This is a genomic window from Pseudomonas sp. Marseille-QA0892 (genome assembly GCF_054950135.1).
Window position 1 is genome coordinate 351025 of record NZ_CM143104.1, and the last position, 18245, is coordinate 369269.

General features: G+C 57.9%; 17 protein-coding genes. 9 read left to right on the plus strand and 8 right to left on the minus strand.

The window, feature by feature from the left end:
* The first annotated feature begins 40 nt into the window (after positions 1-40).
* From ACY8D3_RS01495 to ACY8D3_RS01505, 3 genes are all read left to right on the plus strand, one after another.
* On the plus strand, positions 41-1342 hold the full coding sequence (locus ACY8D3_RS01495) for an efflux RND transporter periplasmic adaptor subunit (RefSeq protein ID WP_462381244.1): 1302 nt from the start codon (positions 41-43) through the stop codon (positions 1340-1342).
* Positions 1343-1359: 17 nt separating this feature from the next.
* Positions 1360-4524 carry a CusA/CzcA family heavy metal efflux RND transporter gene (locus ACY8D3_RS01500; protein WP_462381246.1) on the plus strand — a complete coding sequence of 1055 codons (3165 nt, stop codon included), beginning with the start codon at positions 1360-1362 and terminating at the stop codon, positions 4522-4524.
* Positions 4525-4848: 324 nt separating this feature from the next.
* Positions 4849-5073 (plus strand): co-regulatory protein PtrA N-terminal domain-containing protein, encoded by a 225-nt coding sequence (locus ACY8D3_RS01505; protein WP_462381248.1) that lies wholly within the window; start codon positions 4849-4851, stop codon positions 5071-5073.
* 53 nt (positions 5074-5126) lie between these two features.
* On the opposite strand, the gene ACY8D3_RS01510 is transcribed toward ACY8D3_RS01505, so the two are convergent.
* Positions 5127-5540, minus strand: coding sequence for a MerR family transcriptional regulator (locus ACY8D3_RS01510; RefSeq protein WP_462381250.1), 414 nt, complete (start codon positions 5538-5540; stop codon positions 5127-5129).
* Positions 5541-5629: 89 nt separating this feature from the next.
* Between ACY8D3_RS01510 and ACY8D3_RS01515 the strand changes: the two genes are divergently transcribed.
* The 3 genes from ACY8D3_RS01515 to ACY8D3_RS01525 all read left to right on the plus strand — a co-directional run bounded on the left by ACY8D3_RS01515 (position 5630) and on the right by ACY8D3_RS01525 (position 9371).
* Positions 5630-6058, plus strand: coding sequence for a disulfide bond formation protein B (locus ACY8D3_RS01515; RefSeq protein WP_462384180.1), 429 nt, complete (start codon positions 5630-5632; stop codon positions 6056-6058).
* On the plus strand, positions 6055-6720 hold the full coding sequence (locus ACY8D3_RS01520; protein WP_462381251.1) for a DsbA family protein: 666 nt from the start codon (positions 6055-6057) through the stop codon (positions 6718-6720). The genes ACY8D3_RS01515 and ACY8D3_RS01520 overlap by 4 nt, the downstream gene beginning before the upstream one ends.
* Positions 6721-7274: 554 nt before the next feature.
* Positions 7275-9371 carry a heavy metal translocating P-type ATPase gene (locus ACY8D3_RS01525; RefSeq protein ID WP_462384182.1) on the plus strand — a complete coding sequence of 699 codons (2097 nt, stop codon included), beginning with the start codon at positions 7275-7277 and terminating at the stop codon, positions 9369-9371.
* A 187-nt stretch (positions 9372-9558) separates the two neighbouring features.
* Here the strand turns inward: ACY8D3_RS01525 and arsH are convergent, their stop codons facing one another.
* The 5 genes from arsH to ACY8D3_RS01550 form a co-directional block, all read right to left on the minus strand.
* A complete protein-coding gene (gene arsH, locus ACY8D3_RS01530; RefSeq protein ID WP_462384184.1) occupies positions 9559-10260 on the minus strand; it encodes an arsenical resistance protein ArsH in 702 nt (233 codons plus the stop codon).
* Positions 10261-10271: 11 nt separating this feature from the next.
* Positions 10272-10742 (minus strand): arsenate reductase ArsC, encoded by a 471-nt coding sequence (locus ACY8D3_RS01535; RefSeq protein ID WP_462381253.1) that lies wholly within the window; start codon positions 10740-10742, stop codon positions 10272-10274.
* A 26-nt stretch (positions 10743-10768) separates the two neighbouring features.
* The gene (locus tag ACY8D3_RS01540) at positions 10769-12052 is read right to left on the minus strand and encodes an arsenic transporter (RefSeq protein WP_462381254.1); all 1284 of its coding nucleotides are present in this window, start codon (positions 12050-12052) and stop codon (positions 10769-10771) included.
* A 19-nt stretch (positions 12053-12071) separates the two neighbouring features.
* Positions 12072-12419, minus strand: coding sequence for a metalloregulator ArsR/SmtB family transcription factor (locus ACY8D3_RS01545; RefSeq protein ID WP_462381256.1), 348 nt, complete (start codon positions 12417-12419; stop codon positions 12072-12074).
* 226 nt (positions 12420-12645) lie between these two features.
* Positions 12646-13608 (minus strand): bile acid:sodium symporter, encoded by a 963-nt coding sequence (locus ACY8D3_RS01550; protein ID WP_462381257.1) that lies wholly within the window; start codon positions 13606-13608, stop codon positions 12646-12648.
* Between the two features lie 89 nt (positions 13609-13697).
* Between ACY8D3_RS01550 and ACY8D3_RS01555 the strand changes: the two genes are divergently transcribed.
* Positions 13698-14129, plus strand: a complete 432-nt coding sequence (locus tag ACY8D3_RS01555; RefSeq protein WP_462381259.1) for a MerR family transcriptional regulator — start codon at positions 13698-13700, stop codon at positions 14127-14129.
* Positions 14130-14520: 391 nt separating this feature from the next.
* Positions 14521-14982 (plus strand): conjugative transfer protein MobI(A/C), encoded by a 462-nt coding sequence (mobI, locus tag ACY8D3_RS01560; protein WP_462381261.1) that lies wholly within the window; start codon positions 14521-14523, stop codon positions 14980-14982.
* 384 nt (positions 14983-15366) lie between these two features.
* On the opposite strand, the gene ACY8D3_RS01565 is transcribed toward mobI, so the two are convergent.
* Both ACY8D3_RS01565 and ACY8D3_RS01570 read right to left on the minus strand, forming a co-directional pair.
* Positions 15367-15729 (minus strand): hypothetical protein, encoded by a 363-nt coding sequence (locus ACY8D3_RS01565; protein ID WP_462381263.1) that lies wholly within the window; start codon positions 15727-15729, stop codon positions 15367-15369.
* 524 nt (positions 15730-16253) lie between these two features.
* The gene (locus tag ACY8D3_RS01570) at positions 16254-17237 is read right to left on the minus strand and encodes an integrase (RefSeq protein WP_462381265.1); all 984 of its coding nucleotides are present in this window, start codon (positions 17235-17237) and stop codon (positions 16254-16256) included.
* A 226-nt stretch (positions 17238-17463) separates the two neighbouring features.
* Here ACY8D3_RS01570 and ACY8D3_RS01575 point away from each other — a divergent pair, with 226 nt between their 5' ends.
* A complete protein-coding gene (locus tag ACY8D3_RS01575) occupies positions 17464-18063 on the plus strand; it encodes a recombinase family protein (RefSeq protein WP_462381266.1) in 600 nt (199 codons plus the stop codon).
* The last annotated feature ends 182 nt before the right edge of the window (positions 18064-18245 follow it).

The window sequence follows — 18245 nt, forward strand, 5'->3', positions numbered from 1 at the left end:
CGAAACACCGTCCAGATGTCAGGGCGGTGAGGGAGCTTGCATGAATAAACAGACAGGAATCGCCTTGGCGATCACGTTGCTACTGGCCGCAGGCGTTGGCGCGAAGGACGGCTTCTTACCGGACGCGCGGGCCAGTGAGGAGGGCCACGCTCATGAAGAAGGGGAGAACAGTCATGGCGCGGCCGAAGCTGGCCACGATGAGGAAGATGGTCACGCTGAAGAGGAAGTCCACGAGGAAGGAAGTCATGGTGAAGAAGGCCATGGCGAAGCGGGCGATGCGCACGGCGATGAGCATGGCGACGAAGAACACGGCGAGGGTGAAATTGCCCTCAGTCCCGAGCAGATCCGCGCGGCAGGCATCGAGCTGAGCAAATCCGGCCCGGCATCCATTGGCTCATCCGTCGCGCTGCCTGGCGAGCTGCGCTTCGATGAAGACCGTACGGCGCATGTCGTGCCGCGCGTGGCAGGCGTCGTCGAGTCGGTTTCGGTCAATCTTGGCGACGAAGTAAAGAAGGGCCAGCTGCTGGCGGTGATCTCCAGCCAGCAGCTGTCGGATCAGCGCAGTGAGCTCGCCGCCGCAGAACAACGTCTTCGTTCCGCGCGCACGCTGTTCGAGCGCGAGCGCACGCTCTGGCAGGAACGCATCTCTGCCGAACAGGATTACCTTCAGGCACAGCAAAGCCTGCGCGAAGCGGAGATCGCCTTGCGCAACGCGCAGGAAAAAACGCGTGCACTGGGTGGCGCAAGCACCACGGGCGGCGGTAATCGCTATGAACTGCGTGCCCCGTTCGATGGCGTCATCGTCGAGAAGCATCTGGTGCTCGGCGAACGAGTGGATGAGACCTCCAGTGTCTTCACCCTGACCGATCTCTCGCGGGTGTGGGCGACCTTCAGCGTGCCTGCGCGCGACCTGATGCGGGTCAAGGTTGGCCGGGAAGTGGAAGTCGTGGCGGGCGAGTTGGGTATGCGAACGATGGGTAAGGTGGCCCACGTTGGCAGCTTGCTTGGTGAGCAGACGCGTGCCGCCACGGCTCGCGTGACGCTTGCCAATCCTGACGGGGCCTGGCGTCCCGGATTGTTCGTGACGGTTCAGGTCAGCGCCGACGGTCGCCGCGTTCCGGTGACGGTGCCGGTCGAGTCGGTACAGACCGTGGAAAATACGCCCACCGTGTTCGTGCGTACCGCCGAGGGCTTCCAGGCGACCCCGGTTTCGCTGGGCGAGCGCGACGGTAATCGCATCGAGATTCGTGACGGGTTACAGGCCGGCCAGGACGTGGCGACGGCAGGCAGCTTCATCCTGAAATCCGAACTTGGCAAAGGCTCGGCCGACCACGCCCACTGATCCCCGGGATATTTCTCATGTTCGAACGCATTCTTCGTTTCGCCATCGAGCAGCGCTGGCTGGTGCTGCTTGCGGTGCTAGGCATGGCAGGCGTCGGGGTCTACAGCTATCAGCTCCTCCCGATCGACGCCACGCCGGATATCACCAACGTACAGGTCCAGATCAACGCGTCCGTTCCGGGGGCATCGCCACTGGAGACCGAGCAGCGCGTAACCTACCCCATCGAGACGGCGATGGCCGGCTTGCCGCACTTGCGCCAGACACGCTCGCTGTCGCGCTCGGGGTTCGCGCAGGTCACCGTGATCTTCGAGGATGGCACCGATCTCTACTTCGCTCGGCAGCTGGTGAGCGAGCGGCTGCAAAGCGCAAGCAACGAGTTACCCCCGGGCGCGGAAGTCGACCTCGGCCCCATCTCGACGGGGCTGGGTGAAATCTTCCTCTGGACGGTCGAGGCCGAGCCGGAGGCGCGGCGCCCCGATGGTCAGCCGTATACGCCGACTGACCTGCGCGAGATCCAGGACTGGATCATAAAGCCGCAGCTGCGCAACGTACGCGGCGTTGCCGAGATCAACACGATTGGGGGCTTCGCTAAGGAATACCAGGTTGCGCCGGATCCCAAACGCATGGCGGCGTACCGCATCACGCTCGAACAGCTGGTGCTCGCGCTCGAGCGCAACAACGCCAACGTCGGCGCGGGCTTCATCGAGCGCAGTGGCGAGCAGCTGTCGATCCGCACGCCTGGCCAGCTCGGTTCCCCGGAGGACATCGCCAATATCGTGCTGAGCAATGTCGGCGGTACACCTGTGCGCATCCGCGATATCGCCGAGGTGGGAATCGGTCGCGAACTGCGCTCGGGTGCCGCGACCGACAACGGCCGGGAAGTCGTGCTCGGCACGGCCTTCATGCTGGTTGGCGAAAACAGCCGCAGCGTCTCGCAGGCAGTCGCCCAGCGGCTGGAAGCGATCAACCAGAACCTGCCCAAGGGAGTGAGCGCCATCACGGTCTATGACCGGACGGACCTCGTGGACAAGGCCATCGCAACGGTGCGCAAGAACCTGATCGAGGGCGCGATCCTGGTGATCGCGGTGCTCTTCCTCTTTCTCGGCAACCTGCGGGCGGCGCTCATCACCGCGATGGTCATCCCGCTGTCGATGCTGTTAACCTTCAGTGGCATGGCGGCAAACAAGGTCAGCGCCAACCTCATGAGCCTGGGGGCGCTCGACTTCGGCATCATTGTCGATGGCGCGGTCGTAATCGTCGAAAATGCGATCCGCCGCCTGGCCCACGCCCAGGAAAAACACGGCCGCGTGCTTACCCGCAGCGAGCGATTCCACGAGGTGTTCGCCGCCGCGCGCGAAGCACGGAGGCCGCTGATCTACGGCCAGTTGATCATCATGGTGGTCTATCTGCCGATCTTCGCGCTCACCGGCGTCGAAGGGAAAATGTTCCATCCGATGGCGTTCACGGTAGTGATCGCATTGCTGGGCGCTATGATTCTTTCCGTCACCTTCGTGCCGGCAGCCATCGCGCTGTTCGTCACGGGCAAAGTGCAAGAGAAGGATAATCGTCTGATGCGCGCGGCGCGTAACGGTTACGCACCGGTGCTGGACTGGGTGATGCGGCACCGTCCGCTGGTGTTCGGCGGGGCTATTGCCGCGGTGCTGCTGTCGGCTCTGCTGGCGACGCGGATGGGAAGCGAGTTTGTGCCGAGCCTGAGCGAAGGGGACTTCGCCCTGCAGGCGCTGCGAGTGCCGGGGACAAGTTTGTCCCAGTCCGTGGATATGCAGCAGCGCTTGGAAAAAGCCATCGCCGAGCAGGTACCTGAGGTCAAGAGAACCTTCGCACGAACCGGTACTGCCGAAATCGCGGCGGACCCGATGCCGCCGAACATTTCCGACAGCTACGTGATGCTCAAACCGAAGGAGGAATGGCCGGACCCGGGCAAATCCCGCGAGCAGCTCATTGAAGACATCCAGAAGGCTGCGGCATCGGTACCGGGCAGCAACTACGAGATGTCTCAACCGATCCAGTTGCGCTTCAACGAGTTGATTTCCGGTGTGCGCAGCGACGTCGCCGTGAAGGTGTTCGGTGACGACATGGACGTGCTGAACAAGACGGCCGCCGAGGTTGCCGAGATCCTGCAGGACGTGCCCGGTGCCTCCGAGGTGAAGGTGGAGCAGACGACCGGTCTACCGTTGTTGAGCGTCAACGTGGATCGTGACAAGGCGGCGCGCTTTGGGCTCAACGTCGGTGATGTGCAGGACACGGTCGCGGCAGCCATTGGCGGTCGCGAGGCGGGGACGTTCTTCGAAGGCGATCGCCGTTTCGATATCGTCGTCCGACTGTCCGACACGCTGCGGACCGATCCGGACGTATTGGCGCGCCTGCCGATTCCCGTTCCTGCGATCGCCGGCGCAGTCAGCGATCGTATCGACTTCATCCCGCTGGCCGACATCGCCACGCTGGACTTCGTACTGGGGCCGAATCAGGTCAGTCGGGAAGATGGCAAGCGCCTGGTAGTGGTGAGCGCCAACGTCCGTGGTCGCGATATCGGCAGCTTCGTCGAGGACGCCTCGGCGGCGCTGGCCGAGCGCAATCCGATCCCTACGGGCTACTGGACGACCTGGGGGGGCCAGTTCGAGCAGTTGCAGGCCGCCGCCGAGCGTTTGCAGCTCGTGGTTCCGGTCGCCTTGCTGCTGGTCTTCGTGCTGCTGTTCATGATGTTCAACACGCTGCGCGACGGGTTGGTGGTGTTCACGGGCATACCGTTCGCGCTGACCGGTGGCGTCGTGGCGCTGTGGTTGCGGGATATTCCGCTCTCGATCTCCGCCGGGGTTGGCTTCATCGCCTTGTCGGGCGTGGCGGTACTCAACGGCCTGGTGATGATTGCCTTCATTCGGGGGTTGCTGGAGGAGGGGCGCCCGCTGTCCGTGGCGGTGCGCGAGGGCGCGCTGGTGCGGTTGCGACCGGTGCTGATGACCGCGCTCGTCGCCTCGCTCGGCTTTGTGCCGATGGCTCTGGCGACGGGCACTGGTGCGGAGGTTCAGCGGCCCCTGGCGACGGTGGTCATCGGCGGCATCCTGTCTTCTACGGCGTTGACGTTGCTGGTGCTGCCCGCGCTCTATCACACGGCGCTGCAACGTCGCACGAAGAAGACGGAAGCAGAAGAGGGCGCGCACTGATGTCAGTCAGCGCCCGTCGCGAAGGCCAGGATCACCAGTCAGTCTGTTGCATCCCGCGTTAACGCTCTTTGTAGGAGCCAGCTTGCTGGCGACGCTTTTAAAAACGGATCGCCAGCAAGCTGGCTCCTACAAAAGCACGATTATTGGCAGGCAATGAAGCGGTGCTCGGCTTTTCTCATTGCCATCCCCTCTAGGCTCATCTGGCACAACTAACAGGAACGTAATCTGGCGCTCACGGGGCCGTCAGCGCCCGCTTCTTAAAGTGATGCCTGACCGCGGATGAACAGCATCCGCCACTTCCCCCCTGAGTCTCTGGAGTCATCCATGAATCTATTTCGCACCGTCACGATCTTAAGTCTGATGGCTATCTCCTCCATGACGCTGGCCGAGGATGGCAGCGAACGTTCCTTGCGCATGAACGAAGAATTTCGTGCCAAACAGCAGGAGCTAAAGGAAGACCGAGAGCGCCATGAGCTGGAACGGATTCACGAGGAAAAGCTCGGTTCCGTCAGTGCCATGCCGAATGCAAGGCGCATTGGCAATAATTGATTGTTTCGCGCGGATTGACTCTGTCGATACAGGATCGATCCGCTATTTGCACGTTATTGCGTCAAAGAGGGTGATAGCGATTCGATGATCCGGCAGTCCTCGATTACCCCTCCTTGGCAGCAAGACGTGAGCCGCTGCAGTTCGGCTTCCAGCCCTTGTAGATCCGTGATCCGGCTACGCACCGCTTCCAGATGTTCAAGGACCTTGGCATCTACTGCTGCGCAGGGCGCTTCTCGGCGATCAGCAAGACTCAGTAACTCTCGGACGTCTTCCACGCTAAATCCCAATGACCGGCTACGCCGAATGAACAGTAATCGATTGCGCTCGAGGTCGGTGTAAATCCGGTACCCGGATGCAGAGCGTCCGGCCGGGAACAGGAGGCCCATTTGCTCGTAATAACGAATGGTGACGGCCTTCGTATCTGTGGCTTTAGCCAATGCACCTACTGTGTACGTCGTCGAAGCCATCTGACTTGACCTTATAGCTGCTAGAAGCCTCATTTTACGCGCCTTTACTGGTAATCGCCAGCAGATCATTGACGCCAGGATATGTGTTCATGGTTCATCGAAAGGCAAATTGCTGGCCCCTTTTGCTCCAAGCGTGGGTGCTGGCGCTGATCGCAAGTTTTGCCGTGTTATTCGTGGGTGAGGTGATGGGGCAGGCACCTTGCAACTTGTGCTGGTTCCAGCGCGCGTTCATGTTTCCACTCGTGCCGATGCTAGGTGTTGCCTGCTATCGAAGCGACGCCGGTGTATGGCCCTATGCGCTGGCAGTGGCTGCGCTTGGTTGGGCGGTCGCGCTTTATCACAACCTGCTTTATTTCAAGATCATTCCTGAGGCCATCAAACCCTGCGGTATGGGGCCGTCCTGTTCAGGCGCCAGCATGACCATCCTAAGGAGCCTGCCGTTGCCTCTTTTATCGCTGGGCGCATTCAGCCTGATCGTCATTATTCTGTTAGTCGTTCGCCGGAGACTAGCCGCATGAGTAAACGCTTCCTGACCGTTCTTATCCTGATCCTTTCAGGTCTCGCGTTCGCGGGGGCGGCCTATGTTTATCTACAGAGTGACGCGCCCATCTACCAAGGCACCGCGGCGCCGAACCCATCCACTCCGGCTGTGGATAAATCGAACTTGGTACGTTTTCACTCTCCCAGTTTCGGGCCCGCAGCGGCGAGCGTGACGATCGTGGAATTCTTCGATCCATCGTGCGAGGCCTGCCGGGCTTTTTATCCTATCGTCAAATCGATGATGGCAAAGCATCCGGAAGACACGCGTCTCGTACTGCGCTATGTGCTCAATCATCCTGGTTCCGAAGAGGCCTCTCGTCTCATCGAGGCGGCCCGCAAGCAGAACCTGTTTGTGCCGGTCATCGAAGCGGTTCTGGATGCTCAACCCGCCTGGCATGATGATCCACAGATTATCGCCGCGTGGGACGCCGCCGAGCAGGCGGGGTTGGATGTCGAAAAAGCCCGTGAACAGATGATGTCGCCTGACATCACGGCTGCTCTTGAAAAAGATACGGCTGACGCCCAGCGGTTGGGTGTGAGAGGGACGCCGATGTTCTTCGTGAATGGCCGTCCACTTACGCAGTTCGGCGCTCAGCCGCTGTACGACCTGATCAAGACTGAAGTCGCACAAAATCGCTGAGAATGGCTTGACCCTCTATTAGCTATAGGGTGTTCACTGAAGCTCATCACCTTATTGGGAGCGGCTCCATGAGCAATTGCTGCGGCGGCAAGAAAGGTCCGAAGGACAAGACCGGTACCGAGGTCTTTGATCCGAAGGCTTCAAACGCGGGCCAATATGCCGTTGATCCTCAGGCTCTGGCGGGCTCGGCACCCGGTGCTTGTCGTTCCGGTACCGCTAAGTCGAGTGACGATAAAGGGTGTTGCGCTCCCCATACTGATGCGTCACGTCCCGTATCTAATTTGCTCTACTTGCTCAGCAAACCCGGTGCGGATATCGCTGCTGCCGGAGTGTCAGAGCCAACGCTTTCCTGTTGCGCTCCGGCCAAGACCGAAGCTGCCGTAAATAAAAAAGCGGCGTGTTGCTCAGGTGAGGCCGGTTGCAGCGAAGAGGCCGCTATTCTCTATCAGCTGACCGAGCCAGACATGGCGGAGGCGCATTCTTCCCCAGTGAGTGATCACGCTCTAGACAGCGTTGCGTTCGCTCGCGAGGCCGATCGTTTTCATATCGCGCAAATGTGCTGCCCCTCCGAACAGACCACGATCGAGGCCAAGCTGGCCCAACTCGATGGCATTCACAAGCTGGAATTCAACACCATAAACCGGACGCTGGATGTCTGGCATGACCTGCCGGACACTCGTGTTATTCAGCGCGCCGTGGCAAGCCTTGGTATGCAGGCGGATCGTGTTACAGAGGCGAGCGAGAAGGTTCCGGATGGGGATGCCCCGGAACGTCATGAACACGGCACGTTGAAAACCCGCACCAAATGGATGCTGGGACTTTCTGGTATTTCCGCCGTCGGGGCCGAAGTATTGCATTTCACGGGCGCCGCGCCGGAGTGGGTGGTGGCGGCTGTGGCGCTGATGGCCATCCTGTTGTGCGGGCCGAGCACCTACAAAAAGGGCTGGATCTCGCTTAAGAACTTCAACCTGAACATCAACGCGCTGATGAGCATTGCTGTGACCGGCGCCGTGCTGATCGGCCAATGGCCGGAAGCGGCCATGGTGATGTTCCTATTTACCGTTGCCGAGTTGGTCGAGGCGCGCTCGCTGGATCGGGCGCGCAATGCGATCAAGAGCCTGATGGATCTCACGCCGGAGCGGGCGACCGTGCGCCAGGCTGACGGCAGCTGGCTGGATATGGACGTCAAGCGCGTGCCGCTCGGCGCAGAGGTGCGAGTGCGTCCTGGCGAGCGTATCGGCCTGGATGGCGAAATTCAGAGCGGCAGCTCAGCGGTGAATCAGGCTCCGATCACCGGAGAAAGCCTGCCGGTGGAGAAGACCGTGGGCGATCAGGTCTTTGCCGGCACCATCAATGAGAACGGCTCGTTCGAGTACCGCGTCATGGCCGAAGCGGGTAATACGACGCTGGCTCGGATCACCCACGCAGTGGAGGAGGCGCAGAACTCGCGGGCGCCGACCCAGCGCTTCGTGGATCGATTCGCCAAGGTCTATACGCCGGCTGTGTTCTTCTTCGCACTGGCCGTTGCGGTACTGCCGCCGCTTTTGATGGGCGGCTTTTGGACGGAATGGATCTATCGCGCGCTAGTGTTGCTAGTCGTGGCATGTCCCTGTGCATTGGTTATCTCGACCCCCGTTTCCATCGTCAGTGGCCTAGCTGCCGCGGCGCGCAAAGGCATTCTGATCAAGGGCGGCGTGTATCTGGAAAGCGGCGCCAAACTCAGCTTCATCGCGTTGGACAAGACCGGCACCGTGACTTACGGCAAACCGGTGCAGACCGATCAGCAGATATTGGTGGAACTGCCAGGTACCGACGTGCAAGTGCTCGCCGCCAGCCTGGCGGGACGTTCCGACCACCCCGTTTCGCAAGCGATCGCCAAGCACGCGGGGCTAAGCAGCTCGGCTGCATTGCCGGTCGAGGAGTTCGAAGCCCTGCCAGGCCGTGGTGTGCGCGGTGTCGTAGCCGCTGAGTCGTACTACCTAGGTAATCAACTGCTGATCGGTGAGCTGCAACTCGGCAGCGCGGAGCTCGACGTTGCGATGACTACTCTCGAGCGCCAGGGCAAGACGGTTGTGGCGCTGGCGACGGTCCGTCGGGTCATCGCGCTGTTCGCCGTGGCCGATACGGTCAAGGCGTCGAGTCAGGCGGCAATCGAAGATCTGCACCAACTCGGGATCAAGACCACGATGCTTACCGGCGATAACGCACACACTGGCGAAGCCATTGCCCGGCAAGTCGGCATGGATGAGGTTCGCGGCAATTTGCTGCCGGAGGACAAGCTGGCTGCGATCCGCGATTTGCAGGCCCGTGGACATGTCGTGGGGATGGTCGGTGATGGCATCAATGATGCGCCCGCGCTGGCCCGGGCGGAGATCGGCTTTGCCATGGCAGCCGCCGGTACTGGCACGGCCATCGAAACGGCTGACGTGGCGATCATGGATGATGACCTGCGTAAGCTGCCGGCGTTCGTGCAACTGTCGCGTAATACGGCCGCGATCCTCAAGCAAAACATCGCGTTCGCCATTGGTATCAAGGCGATCTTCCTGGCGTTCACGCTTGCGGGTTGGGCAACGATGTGGATGGCGGTGTTCGCTGATGTCGGTGTGAGCCTTTTGGTAGTGCTTAACGGCTTGAGGCTGCTAAAGAAGTAGCGCGCTGTTGCGATTTAACTATTCAACGCTTCCTTCCGCCAGGCCGGCAAGTCAGCCATATCTGAAGCTAGCAGACGCTACAGTCTGAGTGGCCGCTAACGGCCAAAAGCTGCCATTCAAGCAAGCATCAAGCGAGAAGTTTCTATTGGACGAGTCACCACTCTGTTTACGATTGTCACAGGGCCCGTCAAATACTGCCCTGATTGACGCGAGCGGACAGTTCTTCAGCCGACTCTTTGCGCTCCGAGTAGCGATCCACTAGAAATTCTGTCTGATCGCGCAGCAAGAGGGTGAATTTGACCAGTTCCTCCATTACATCGACGACGCGGTCGTAATAGGCAGATGGTTTCATGCGTCCGGCGGCGTCGAACTCCATGTGGGCCTTGGCCACTGATGACTGGTTCGGAATGGTGAACATACGCATCCAGCGTCCGAGCACGCGCAGTTGATTGACCACGTTGAAGGATTGGGAGCCGCCGCACACCTGCATCACGGCAAGCGTCTTGCCCTGGCTCGGTCGGATTGCACCCAGAGCCAGTGGAATCCAGTCGATTTGCGCCTTGAATACTGCCGACATAGCACCATGGCGCTCCGGCGAACACCAAACCTGGCCCTCAGACCAGAGTACTAGATCACGTAGCTCCTGCACCTTCGGGTGCTCTACCGGTGCGTCATCAGGAAGAGGCAAGCCCGAAGGGTCGAAGATTCGCGTTTCTGCACCAAAGTAATCGAGCAGGCGCGCAGACTCTTCCACCAGCAGGCGGCTGAAAGAGCGTTCACGGGTCGAGCCGTAAAGCAGCAGGATTCTTGGTTTGCGCACGTGCTGGTCATCGCGTGAGCGCAACGTCGCAACCAGCTTCTGGTCGAGATTAGGAAGATCGGTGGGTATGAGGGCTCCGTTCACAGGTTGCCGATGCGATCCAATTCGCGCTTCAGATCGTCACGAGCCAGAGTGTCGATGGGTAGATCAAGAAAGGCTCGGCATCGCTTTTCTATCTGAGCCAGCGTGGCATCGAATGCCGCATCGACAGTAGCCTCGTCACCGGACACTTCGGATGGATCTTCCAGGCCCCAGTGAGTTTTTAGCGCTGGCCCGAAATAGACAGGGCAAGCCTCCCCGGCAGCTTTGTCACAGACGGTGATGACTATATCGGGAGGGCTCGATTCAAAAGCATCATTACCCTTGCTGCTGAGCCCCTCGATGGAAATTCCTGCACGCTTGAGAGTGGTGAGGCTGCGGGGCAAGACCTGGCCCTTTGGAAAGCTGCCTGCACTCACAGCAACAAACCCATCAGGTGCGATGTGATTGAACATCGCCTCTGACAGGATGCTTCGGCAGCTGTTGGCCGTACACATGAAAAGCACTCGCATACTTGCTCCTGTCGCCGTTGGCGACGTCAAAGGCTCAGGCGCATGGCCAATGTCGATAGGGTGATAAGAAGAACCGGAAAGGTGAGCAAGGCACCGACTTTGAAGTAGTAGCCCCAGGTGATGCGGATGCCTTTACGCTGAAGTACGTGAAGCCAAAGCAGCGTGGCCAGGCTGCCTATCGGCGTGATTTTCGGCCCGAGGTCGCAACCGATGACATTGGCGTAGATCATCGCCTCGCGCACTACACCGCTGCTGTCGCTTGCCCCGATGGCAAGTGCGCCAATGAGCACGCTGGGCATGTTGTTCATCACTGATGACAGCAGCGCCGATACAAGTCCGGCTCCAAGCGCAGCGGCCCAAACGCCTTGTTCGGCAAACCGGTCGAGGATGCTCGTCAGGTAGTCAGTCAGACCTGCGTTGCTCAGCCCGTAGACCACCAGGTACATACCCAGAGAGAACACCACGATTTGCCAGGGGGCATCACGCAACACGCGGCGAGTCGAGATGACGTGTCCACGCGCAGCGACAGTGAAGAGAATCGCCGCACAAACCGCCGCCACTGCACTGACCGGCACCCCCATCGGCTCCAGCAAAAACAGCCCAACCAGAAGAAGACCTAAAATCCACCACCCGAAGACGAAGGTAGTGTGGTCTCGAATAGCAGCCTTCGGCGCCTTGAGGTTGGCCAGGGAATAGGTCGCTGGAACATCAAGGCGGAAGTAGAGAAATAGCACCAGCAGCGTCGCTGCCACGCTGATCACCGTCACGGGCACCATAACCGACGCATATTCGGCAAACCCCAGCTGGAAGAAGTCGGCTGAGACGATGTTCACCAGGTTCGATACCACGAGCGGCAGGCTGGCAGTGTCGGCAATGAAGCCTGCCGCCATGACGAATGCCAGTGTGGCTCCCGGTGAGAAACGCAGTGCCACCAGCAATGAGATGACGATGGGAGTGAGGATAAGCGCCGCGCCGTCGTTCGCGAACAGGGCTGACACAGCAGCCCCCAAGAGCACGATAAATGCGAACAGTCGAGGCCCGCTACCGTTGGCCCAGCGCGCCACGTGCAGCGCAGCCCACTCGAAGAATCCTGCTTCATCGAGCAGGAGGCTGATGATGATGATCGCGATGAAGGCGCCAGTCGCGTTCCACACCACCGCCCAGACAGTGGGAATGTCCGCCAGCGATACAGCGCCTACTGCAAGAGCAAGAGCTGCACCCATGCTCGCGCTCCAGCCGACACCCAGACCTTTGGGCTGCCAGATTACGAGGATGAGCGTGAAGAGAAATACGGCGGCGGCTATTAGCATGGCGGGCTCCTCAGACTTCTCAGCAGCAGCTGGCGGCACGTTCAGGGCGCCCAACCATCTTCTTCAGTCGAGAGGTGCTTTCCGCCATCCAGGTGACGTTGCCGCTTGCCGTAGCACCGAGCACCTCACGGATCCATTGCGGAAGATTGGGATTGAGTCGGTAATAGACCCACTGCCCCTGGCGACGATCTAGCAACAGACCGGCGCTGCGCAGTTGTGCCAGATGGCGACTGATCTTGGATTGATTATCTTCGAGGGCGCACATCAGTTCACATACGCAAAGCTCCCCATGCTCGGCAATTAGCAGGGTGGCCCGCGCGCGGGTTTCGTCGCCAAGGCATTTGAAGGCTTCAGATGGAGTCAACATGGCGCGCCTGTATAAATGAAAAGTCGGATATGCGCATATTCACATATCAAGAATTGATTTGCGAGCACGAACTCAGCCGGAGAATCAGATAGCCCGGTGGCGTTGCGACTATATGGGTAAATGACAGCCGCAGAGCAGCAGAGCTGACCTCGCCTTTACAAGGCTGCGCCCCGTCTAAAAGCCGCTGAAGGGCTCGGGAAACAACGAGCCCAACAAGTCAGGGTGATTACTTCTTACGCCATACGAGCTTCGGAATGACCCGGATGTAAATCAGCTCGCTGACCAACTCTACAAGGGTTTGCGTGATAACAGCGGCAGCGGCAAGTGCCCTCACGTCCTCAGGGAGCGCCAGTGCGAGGGGCAGTACGACAAGAGAATTACGGGTCGAGGTGCTGAATGTCACTGACCGAGCGGTTGTAGCGGGCAATCGGAAGAACCTGGCAGTTAAGGCTCCGACCACAGGCGCCAACAGCATGAAACCGATGTAAACGGGAATTACGGGCAGCAGATTTTCGATGTCTTGAACCACGTTAGTGATCTGCGAAGCGATCACTACGATCAGCACGGCTGCCATGGCCGGAACCGGCATCCACGCCCAAGCGCTGTTCCATCCAGTAACCAGACGTGACCGTTTTGCTGTTGCGGAGGTGACTACAGCCAGTACCAACGGCAGCACAATCAAAACTAGGAAAGCCTCAATGAAAGGCGCGATGGAAATGACCACTGCCGATTCGCCACCCAGCATAAACGCGAGGTAAACGGGCAGCAGCACGAGCTGAAGGAGAAGTAGCACGGGCGTCGCTGCCAGCGTCAGCCTGGAGTCTCCTTTCCCGATATGGGTGAAGACCACAACGTAATCGATGCAGGGGGTGAGCAGCACCAGTAAAGCGCCGATGAGTAGTGCTGGATGCTCAGCGAGCCCTCTCGTCATGACCAACACCAGCAGAGGGATCAGCACAAAGTTTGCGATCAACAAAGCAGCCATGAAGTGCCGATCACGCAGGCCCTGCCGGATATCGAGAAAAGGGATCTGCAAGAACATCGCGTACATCAGTACGGCGATGGCTGGCGTCACCAGTATGCCTAGACCCTGAGCGGCATGTGGGGCCAGCAGCCCCCCGATGGCTGCGCCGATGACGGCGATGAAATAGATAGGAATTTGATTTTCTTCAAGTAGATCTCTGTTCACGCCAAGCCCTTTGCGTCGCGGTTAATTTCAATCGTTCAGGGTAATATCTGTAGCCACTACAGAATCAACGACTGCTTGGAGAAACATGCATGGCAGGCATTGGCGCACTATCCAAATCTACTGGCTGCCATATTGAAACGATTCGGTATTACGAGAAAATCGGGCTGCTACCTCCAGCTCATCGCTCCGCCGGCAAGCATAGGATCTACACGGACATCCACAGATCACGTTTGATTTTCATTCGGCAAAACCGAGAGCTAGGTTTTCCGCTTGAAGATATTCGCGAGTTGATCACGCTAGCAGCAGATACCAGCAATCTGTGCGGAGACGCCTTGGCGGTTGTAAAAAAACACCTGGCGGCTATCGAGGTGAAGGTTGCGAACCTTCAGGGTATACGGGCTCAGCTACTCGCTATGTCAGGCACTTGCGAATCAACCTGCCTCGGATCGACGGTATCCACCTGTAATCTCGTCGAAGGGCTATTCGAGCCAGCTGCTGGAGCGCGCACTGGCTGTTGCTAATTGCCAGATGCTCATGTGTGAAGTGACAGTCAGCCAAAGGCGACTGACCGCTTTTGGCCGGTAGCTGCCCGTCGTAACTGGCAGAAGCCGGCCAGTCGCAGCTAGGCAGTAATACACGCCCGCTCGCTATCATCTGCTTTTAACATGTTGATCTTCATCCGCTCAGGGTAAAGGCTGACGTCGTCACCTATTGTGCATTCTTTGCACGTTATGTTTTTCTGCGACTGACATGTCCTCATCCGTCGATCATCGGACGCGAGGTAGGATAACGGTGTGAGGCAGTCCACCCACTTTCGGTAGATTTCCGCCGGTAGAACGGTCTGAAATCAAATCCCGGGGGCTCAGCGATCAGTCACCATTTCGGCTCTTACAGCGAAGAGAGCATTGACCAATGAGTAAACAAGCACAGACGATAGTCACCCTGCTGGATCAGCAGTACGAGCAGCTGCTTGCGGACGCGAGATGCCTGGCCGCAAGCTATATGGATGCTTCCATGAAAATATACAAAAAGACCGGGGTCAAATCCGTCGTGGCTGCTGTGTCAATCAAGCAAACGAGCCCGAACGCATACTCGATCTACTGGTGCAGACTGGTGCCACTGCAGGGGCAAAAAAACAAGTTCGCGCCCCTGACTATTCCCAAAGGCAACGGCAAACATAAATACCCGGCTTCCTCGTTTGAGTTTGTGAAATCTCCTTACCGCGGCCTCGTTTTACAGGTTGAGGAACGTCTGGCTGGGATTCGCAGCATCGCCAGTGAGAATCGTCAGCTGCGTCGGACGTTGGTCGCCTATGAGAAAAAGCTGTCTAGATATCAAGCGCTTGATCATGGCGACCTCTGCTCGGAGGAGTAGAGGTTAAGCACACTATAAGCAGTGCCAAGCGGATCTGAACCGACTTCAATACCCGAAAGCCCCGTGCAGCGTGTCCTGACGGGGCTTTCTCATATCAGCAGTGAAGTCCGGCGAGACATGCTGCTGCGCTTGGTCGGGACAGACGTCGGGTGCAGGCTATAAGCAGTGTAGTGCGCTAAACCTACTCGCTGTCAGCCAGCAGGCTCTTGCAGGCGAGGTTCGCAAGCCGTATTTGCTATTAGCAGTGACGTTTACGACCAAGTCAGTCGGCCAACTGTGATCGGTATTAGTAGTGAAAGGCTTCACTTTCATAAAATAATCTTTGGTAGGTGGCGGCCTAGCTGGTACCCGTGTCGCTTAGCGGGTGGTAGCAGTAACGCACTATCACTCACTGCCACGCTGCTGTTCGAATGCAATGCGGTTCATTACGCACATGGGGATAGGGTAACTCTGGATGTGTGTCGTGAGGGCCTCGTTGCCTGCGATCACCATGATGCAGAATAGGCCTCTGCGGAAGCGCATTCCTCGCCCCAAGTAATTGCGCGGGATGATCTCCCATGTTTCGTCGTCGTAGTAACAACCAATGATTTCTAACCAGTGCAATTGGATGCCTGCGCCGATGATGCCTACTGACGTCAGGCAAAAAATTTCTACCTGGGTTTCCTGCCCAACAGGTACAGCGTAAACCCGACCGTTTGGTGCAATAGGTGGGAAGTATTGCCCGTTACCGAGGTGACGAAATTCCATGCTTGTGCTCCGGATATATGAGGTCGATAGACACTCTCCGGTAGCTTTATGAAAACCCAAGATCAGCTGTTGTCAGCGAGTCGGCGCACAAGTTCATCGTGCTGGGCAAGCTAGCTCGCCACATGGCGTGCTCGCATGTAGCTGATCTAAACGCTTCGGCGCGTTACTCACGCTATGGTGCCGAAACTAACAGCCCTTCCGAAGTTATCCCATGACCTCACAGGCTTGGGAATACTGCGTATCGCAACGGTAGGGTGCCATGCCGTTGGATTTGGATCGGCACCCGCTGCCAAAAGAGGCAGCGGGGCAGTTTGTAGCAGGTAACTGGCCGTACCGCTGAATACTCAGTCGTCGCCACGCTTTTGGTCCAGACGCGCTGCGATTATGTAGCCAATAGCGCCTGCGATGGTCAGCGCACTGACGACGGCAAGTACGGCATATACAAGCAGCTCAAAACGATCCATGCCCTTACTCCTTTGATTCGAGGTATACCAAGGTTAGGGGCTTTTGATCGAATCCCAAATCTACTGTGTGACGGTTTTGCGACCGGTGCCTGGGGGCTTTTCCCGCATGCGGGCTCTGGCACCGACGTACGCATCAGTTTCCCAAATACGCAAATACCCTAACTCGTAGGCGACGTCATTCCGAGCCTCCAGATCCTCATCGTCGGGTGCTTTTCCCCCAAGAATCGGGGCATGGTGACCAGACGACCGCTGGTATAGCTCGCAGGCATATGCTGCGCGACAGTCATCGATGTTTAGTCCGTGAGAAAGTAAAAGCTCTTGCGCTGCAGGTAGGTTCTTAGATTTCCATGTACGCCAAGCTACAGGCTTCGGGCACCTGCTGCCCTGTAGTTTTTGAAATGCTGCGGCCTTATACAAAATAACAATTTGCTCAGGATCAGAAATATTAATGATCCGATGCTCACGCTTATCTCTGCTGAACGCATAAAAGATGTTTTCTGCCTCGGCTTCTTTGTGAGCATCTTCTGCGTCGAAGAAAAAAGCGTCTACCAGTGACATGCCGAGGTATCGAACCAACCTGATCAATGTTGCTAGCTGCTCTGAGTGGAGAGCCTGAATATCTACCATCGCGGCTTCAAACCTGGTTCGGTCAAGACCGCGAGGTACCGTAATCCGTGCATGGCTTGGGAAGCCTAGCCGGCTACCAATATCAGCCGCTGAGCCTTTCCAGCGTCCATCACACGCGAAGCTCATTACTGAATGTACAGTCTCAAGCAGAGCGGTTACGTTTTGCTGCGGAAGGTTCCCTTGGTATGCCTGGATGTAGAGCTCTTCCCCGTACTCCCTCACCAGTTTTTTATTAACGAGCTCCAAGATGTCTATCTCATGAGACTCGTTGGCATAAACACTAAACTGCGCCCATTGCTGATCGTGGATCATGGCCTCGTGCTGGCTGAGAAGCCCGCGCCGGACTGCCTCCCTAAGAATTGCCGAACCGGCCTTGGCCAAGTCACGATCAAAATGTGAGTAGAAACTCTGCTTCATGGTCATTCCTCCATTCAGCTCAGGTGCTGAGCTGCTAAAGGAAATGCTGAGCGAGAAAAAATATCCTGGGGTTCGTTTTCGGTCGCGTTTAGCGCCTGAAATTAACGAGCGCATTCATCCCATAAACGGTCGTTTATGGCACGCCTATTCCAGATGATCTTTTGGGCTTGGGATTCACCACTTTCCTGTCATTTTTCCCGTACCAAAATCAGTGTGAGAAAAACGTATGGGAAAGCGGATTGGGTACGCCCGAGTTTCGACTGATGATCAGAATCTCGACCTGCAGCGAGATGCACTTGCCCTGGCTGGGTGCTCCGTGGTTTACGAAGAGACCATTAGCGGGAAGTCAGTGGATAGGCCGGAGCTGGAGCATTGCCTCAAAGCTCTGCGTAGTGGTGACACTCTGGTTGTCTGGCGACTGGACCGCCTCGGTCGTTCTTTGCCTGACTTGGTTGGGATTGTCAGTAGCTTGGAGCGGGAAGGGGTGGCCTTCGAGTCCATAACCGAACGAATTGAAACCACCAGCGCTGCCGGCAAGCTGATATTTCATGTATTCGCGGCCCTGGCTGAGTTCGAGCGCAACCTCATTCGAGAGCGAACCCGTGCAGGACTGGCTGCGGCTCGTGCCCGTGGGAGAAAAGGTGGGCGCAAGCCTGTGCTGGATGATCGTCAGGTACGTGAGATACGAGCTCTTCTCAGAGATCCTGAGATACAGGTAACCGATGTAGCTCGACGGTATGGCGTTTCTCGAACAACGCTTTACCGCTACGTCGGTTCGCCGAAATCATCTGCGGTAGCTTCAGTGGCGGGGGATATTTTCCGCTGAAGTTGCCCCGATAATTTTGGGCGCTATATGGAGTAATCTGGCAGCATCGCTAGCAGGTGCTGTGTATGGTTCGATATGAATTTTCAAGTCATATCAGGTCTCAGCTGCTAGCAATATGGATGGTACGAAAAATGGCTGTGTGCTTCAGGACGCAAGATACGCCCTGACGTACCTTTTTCCAA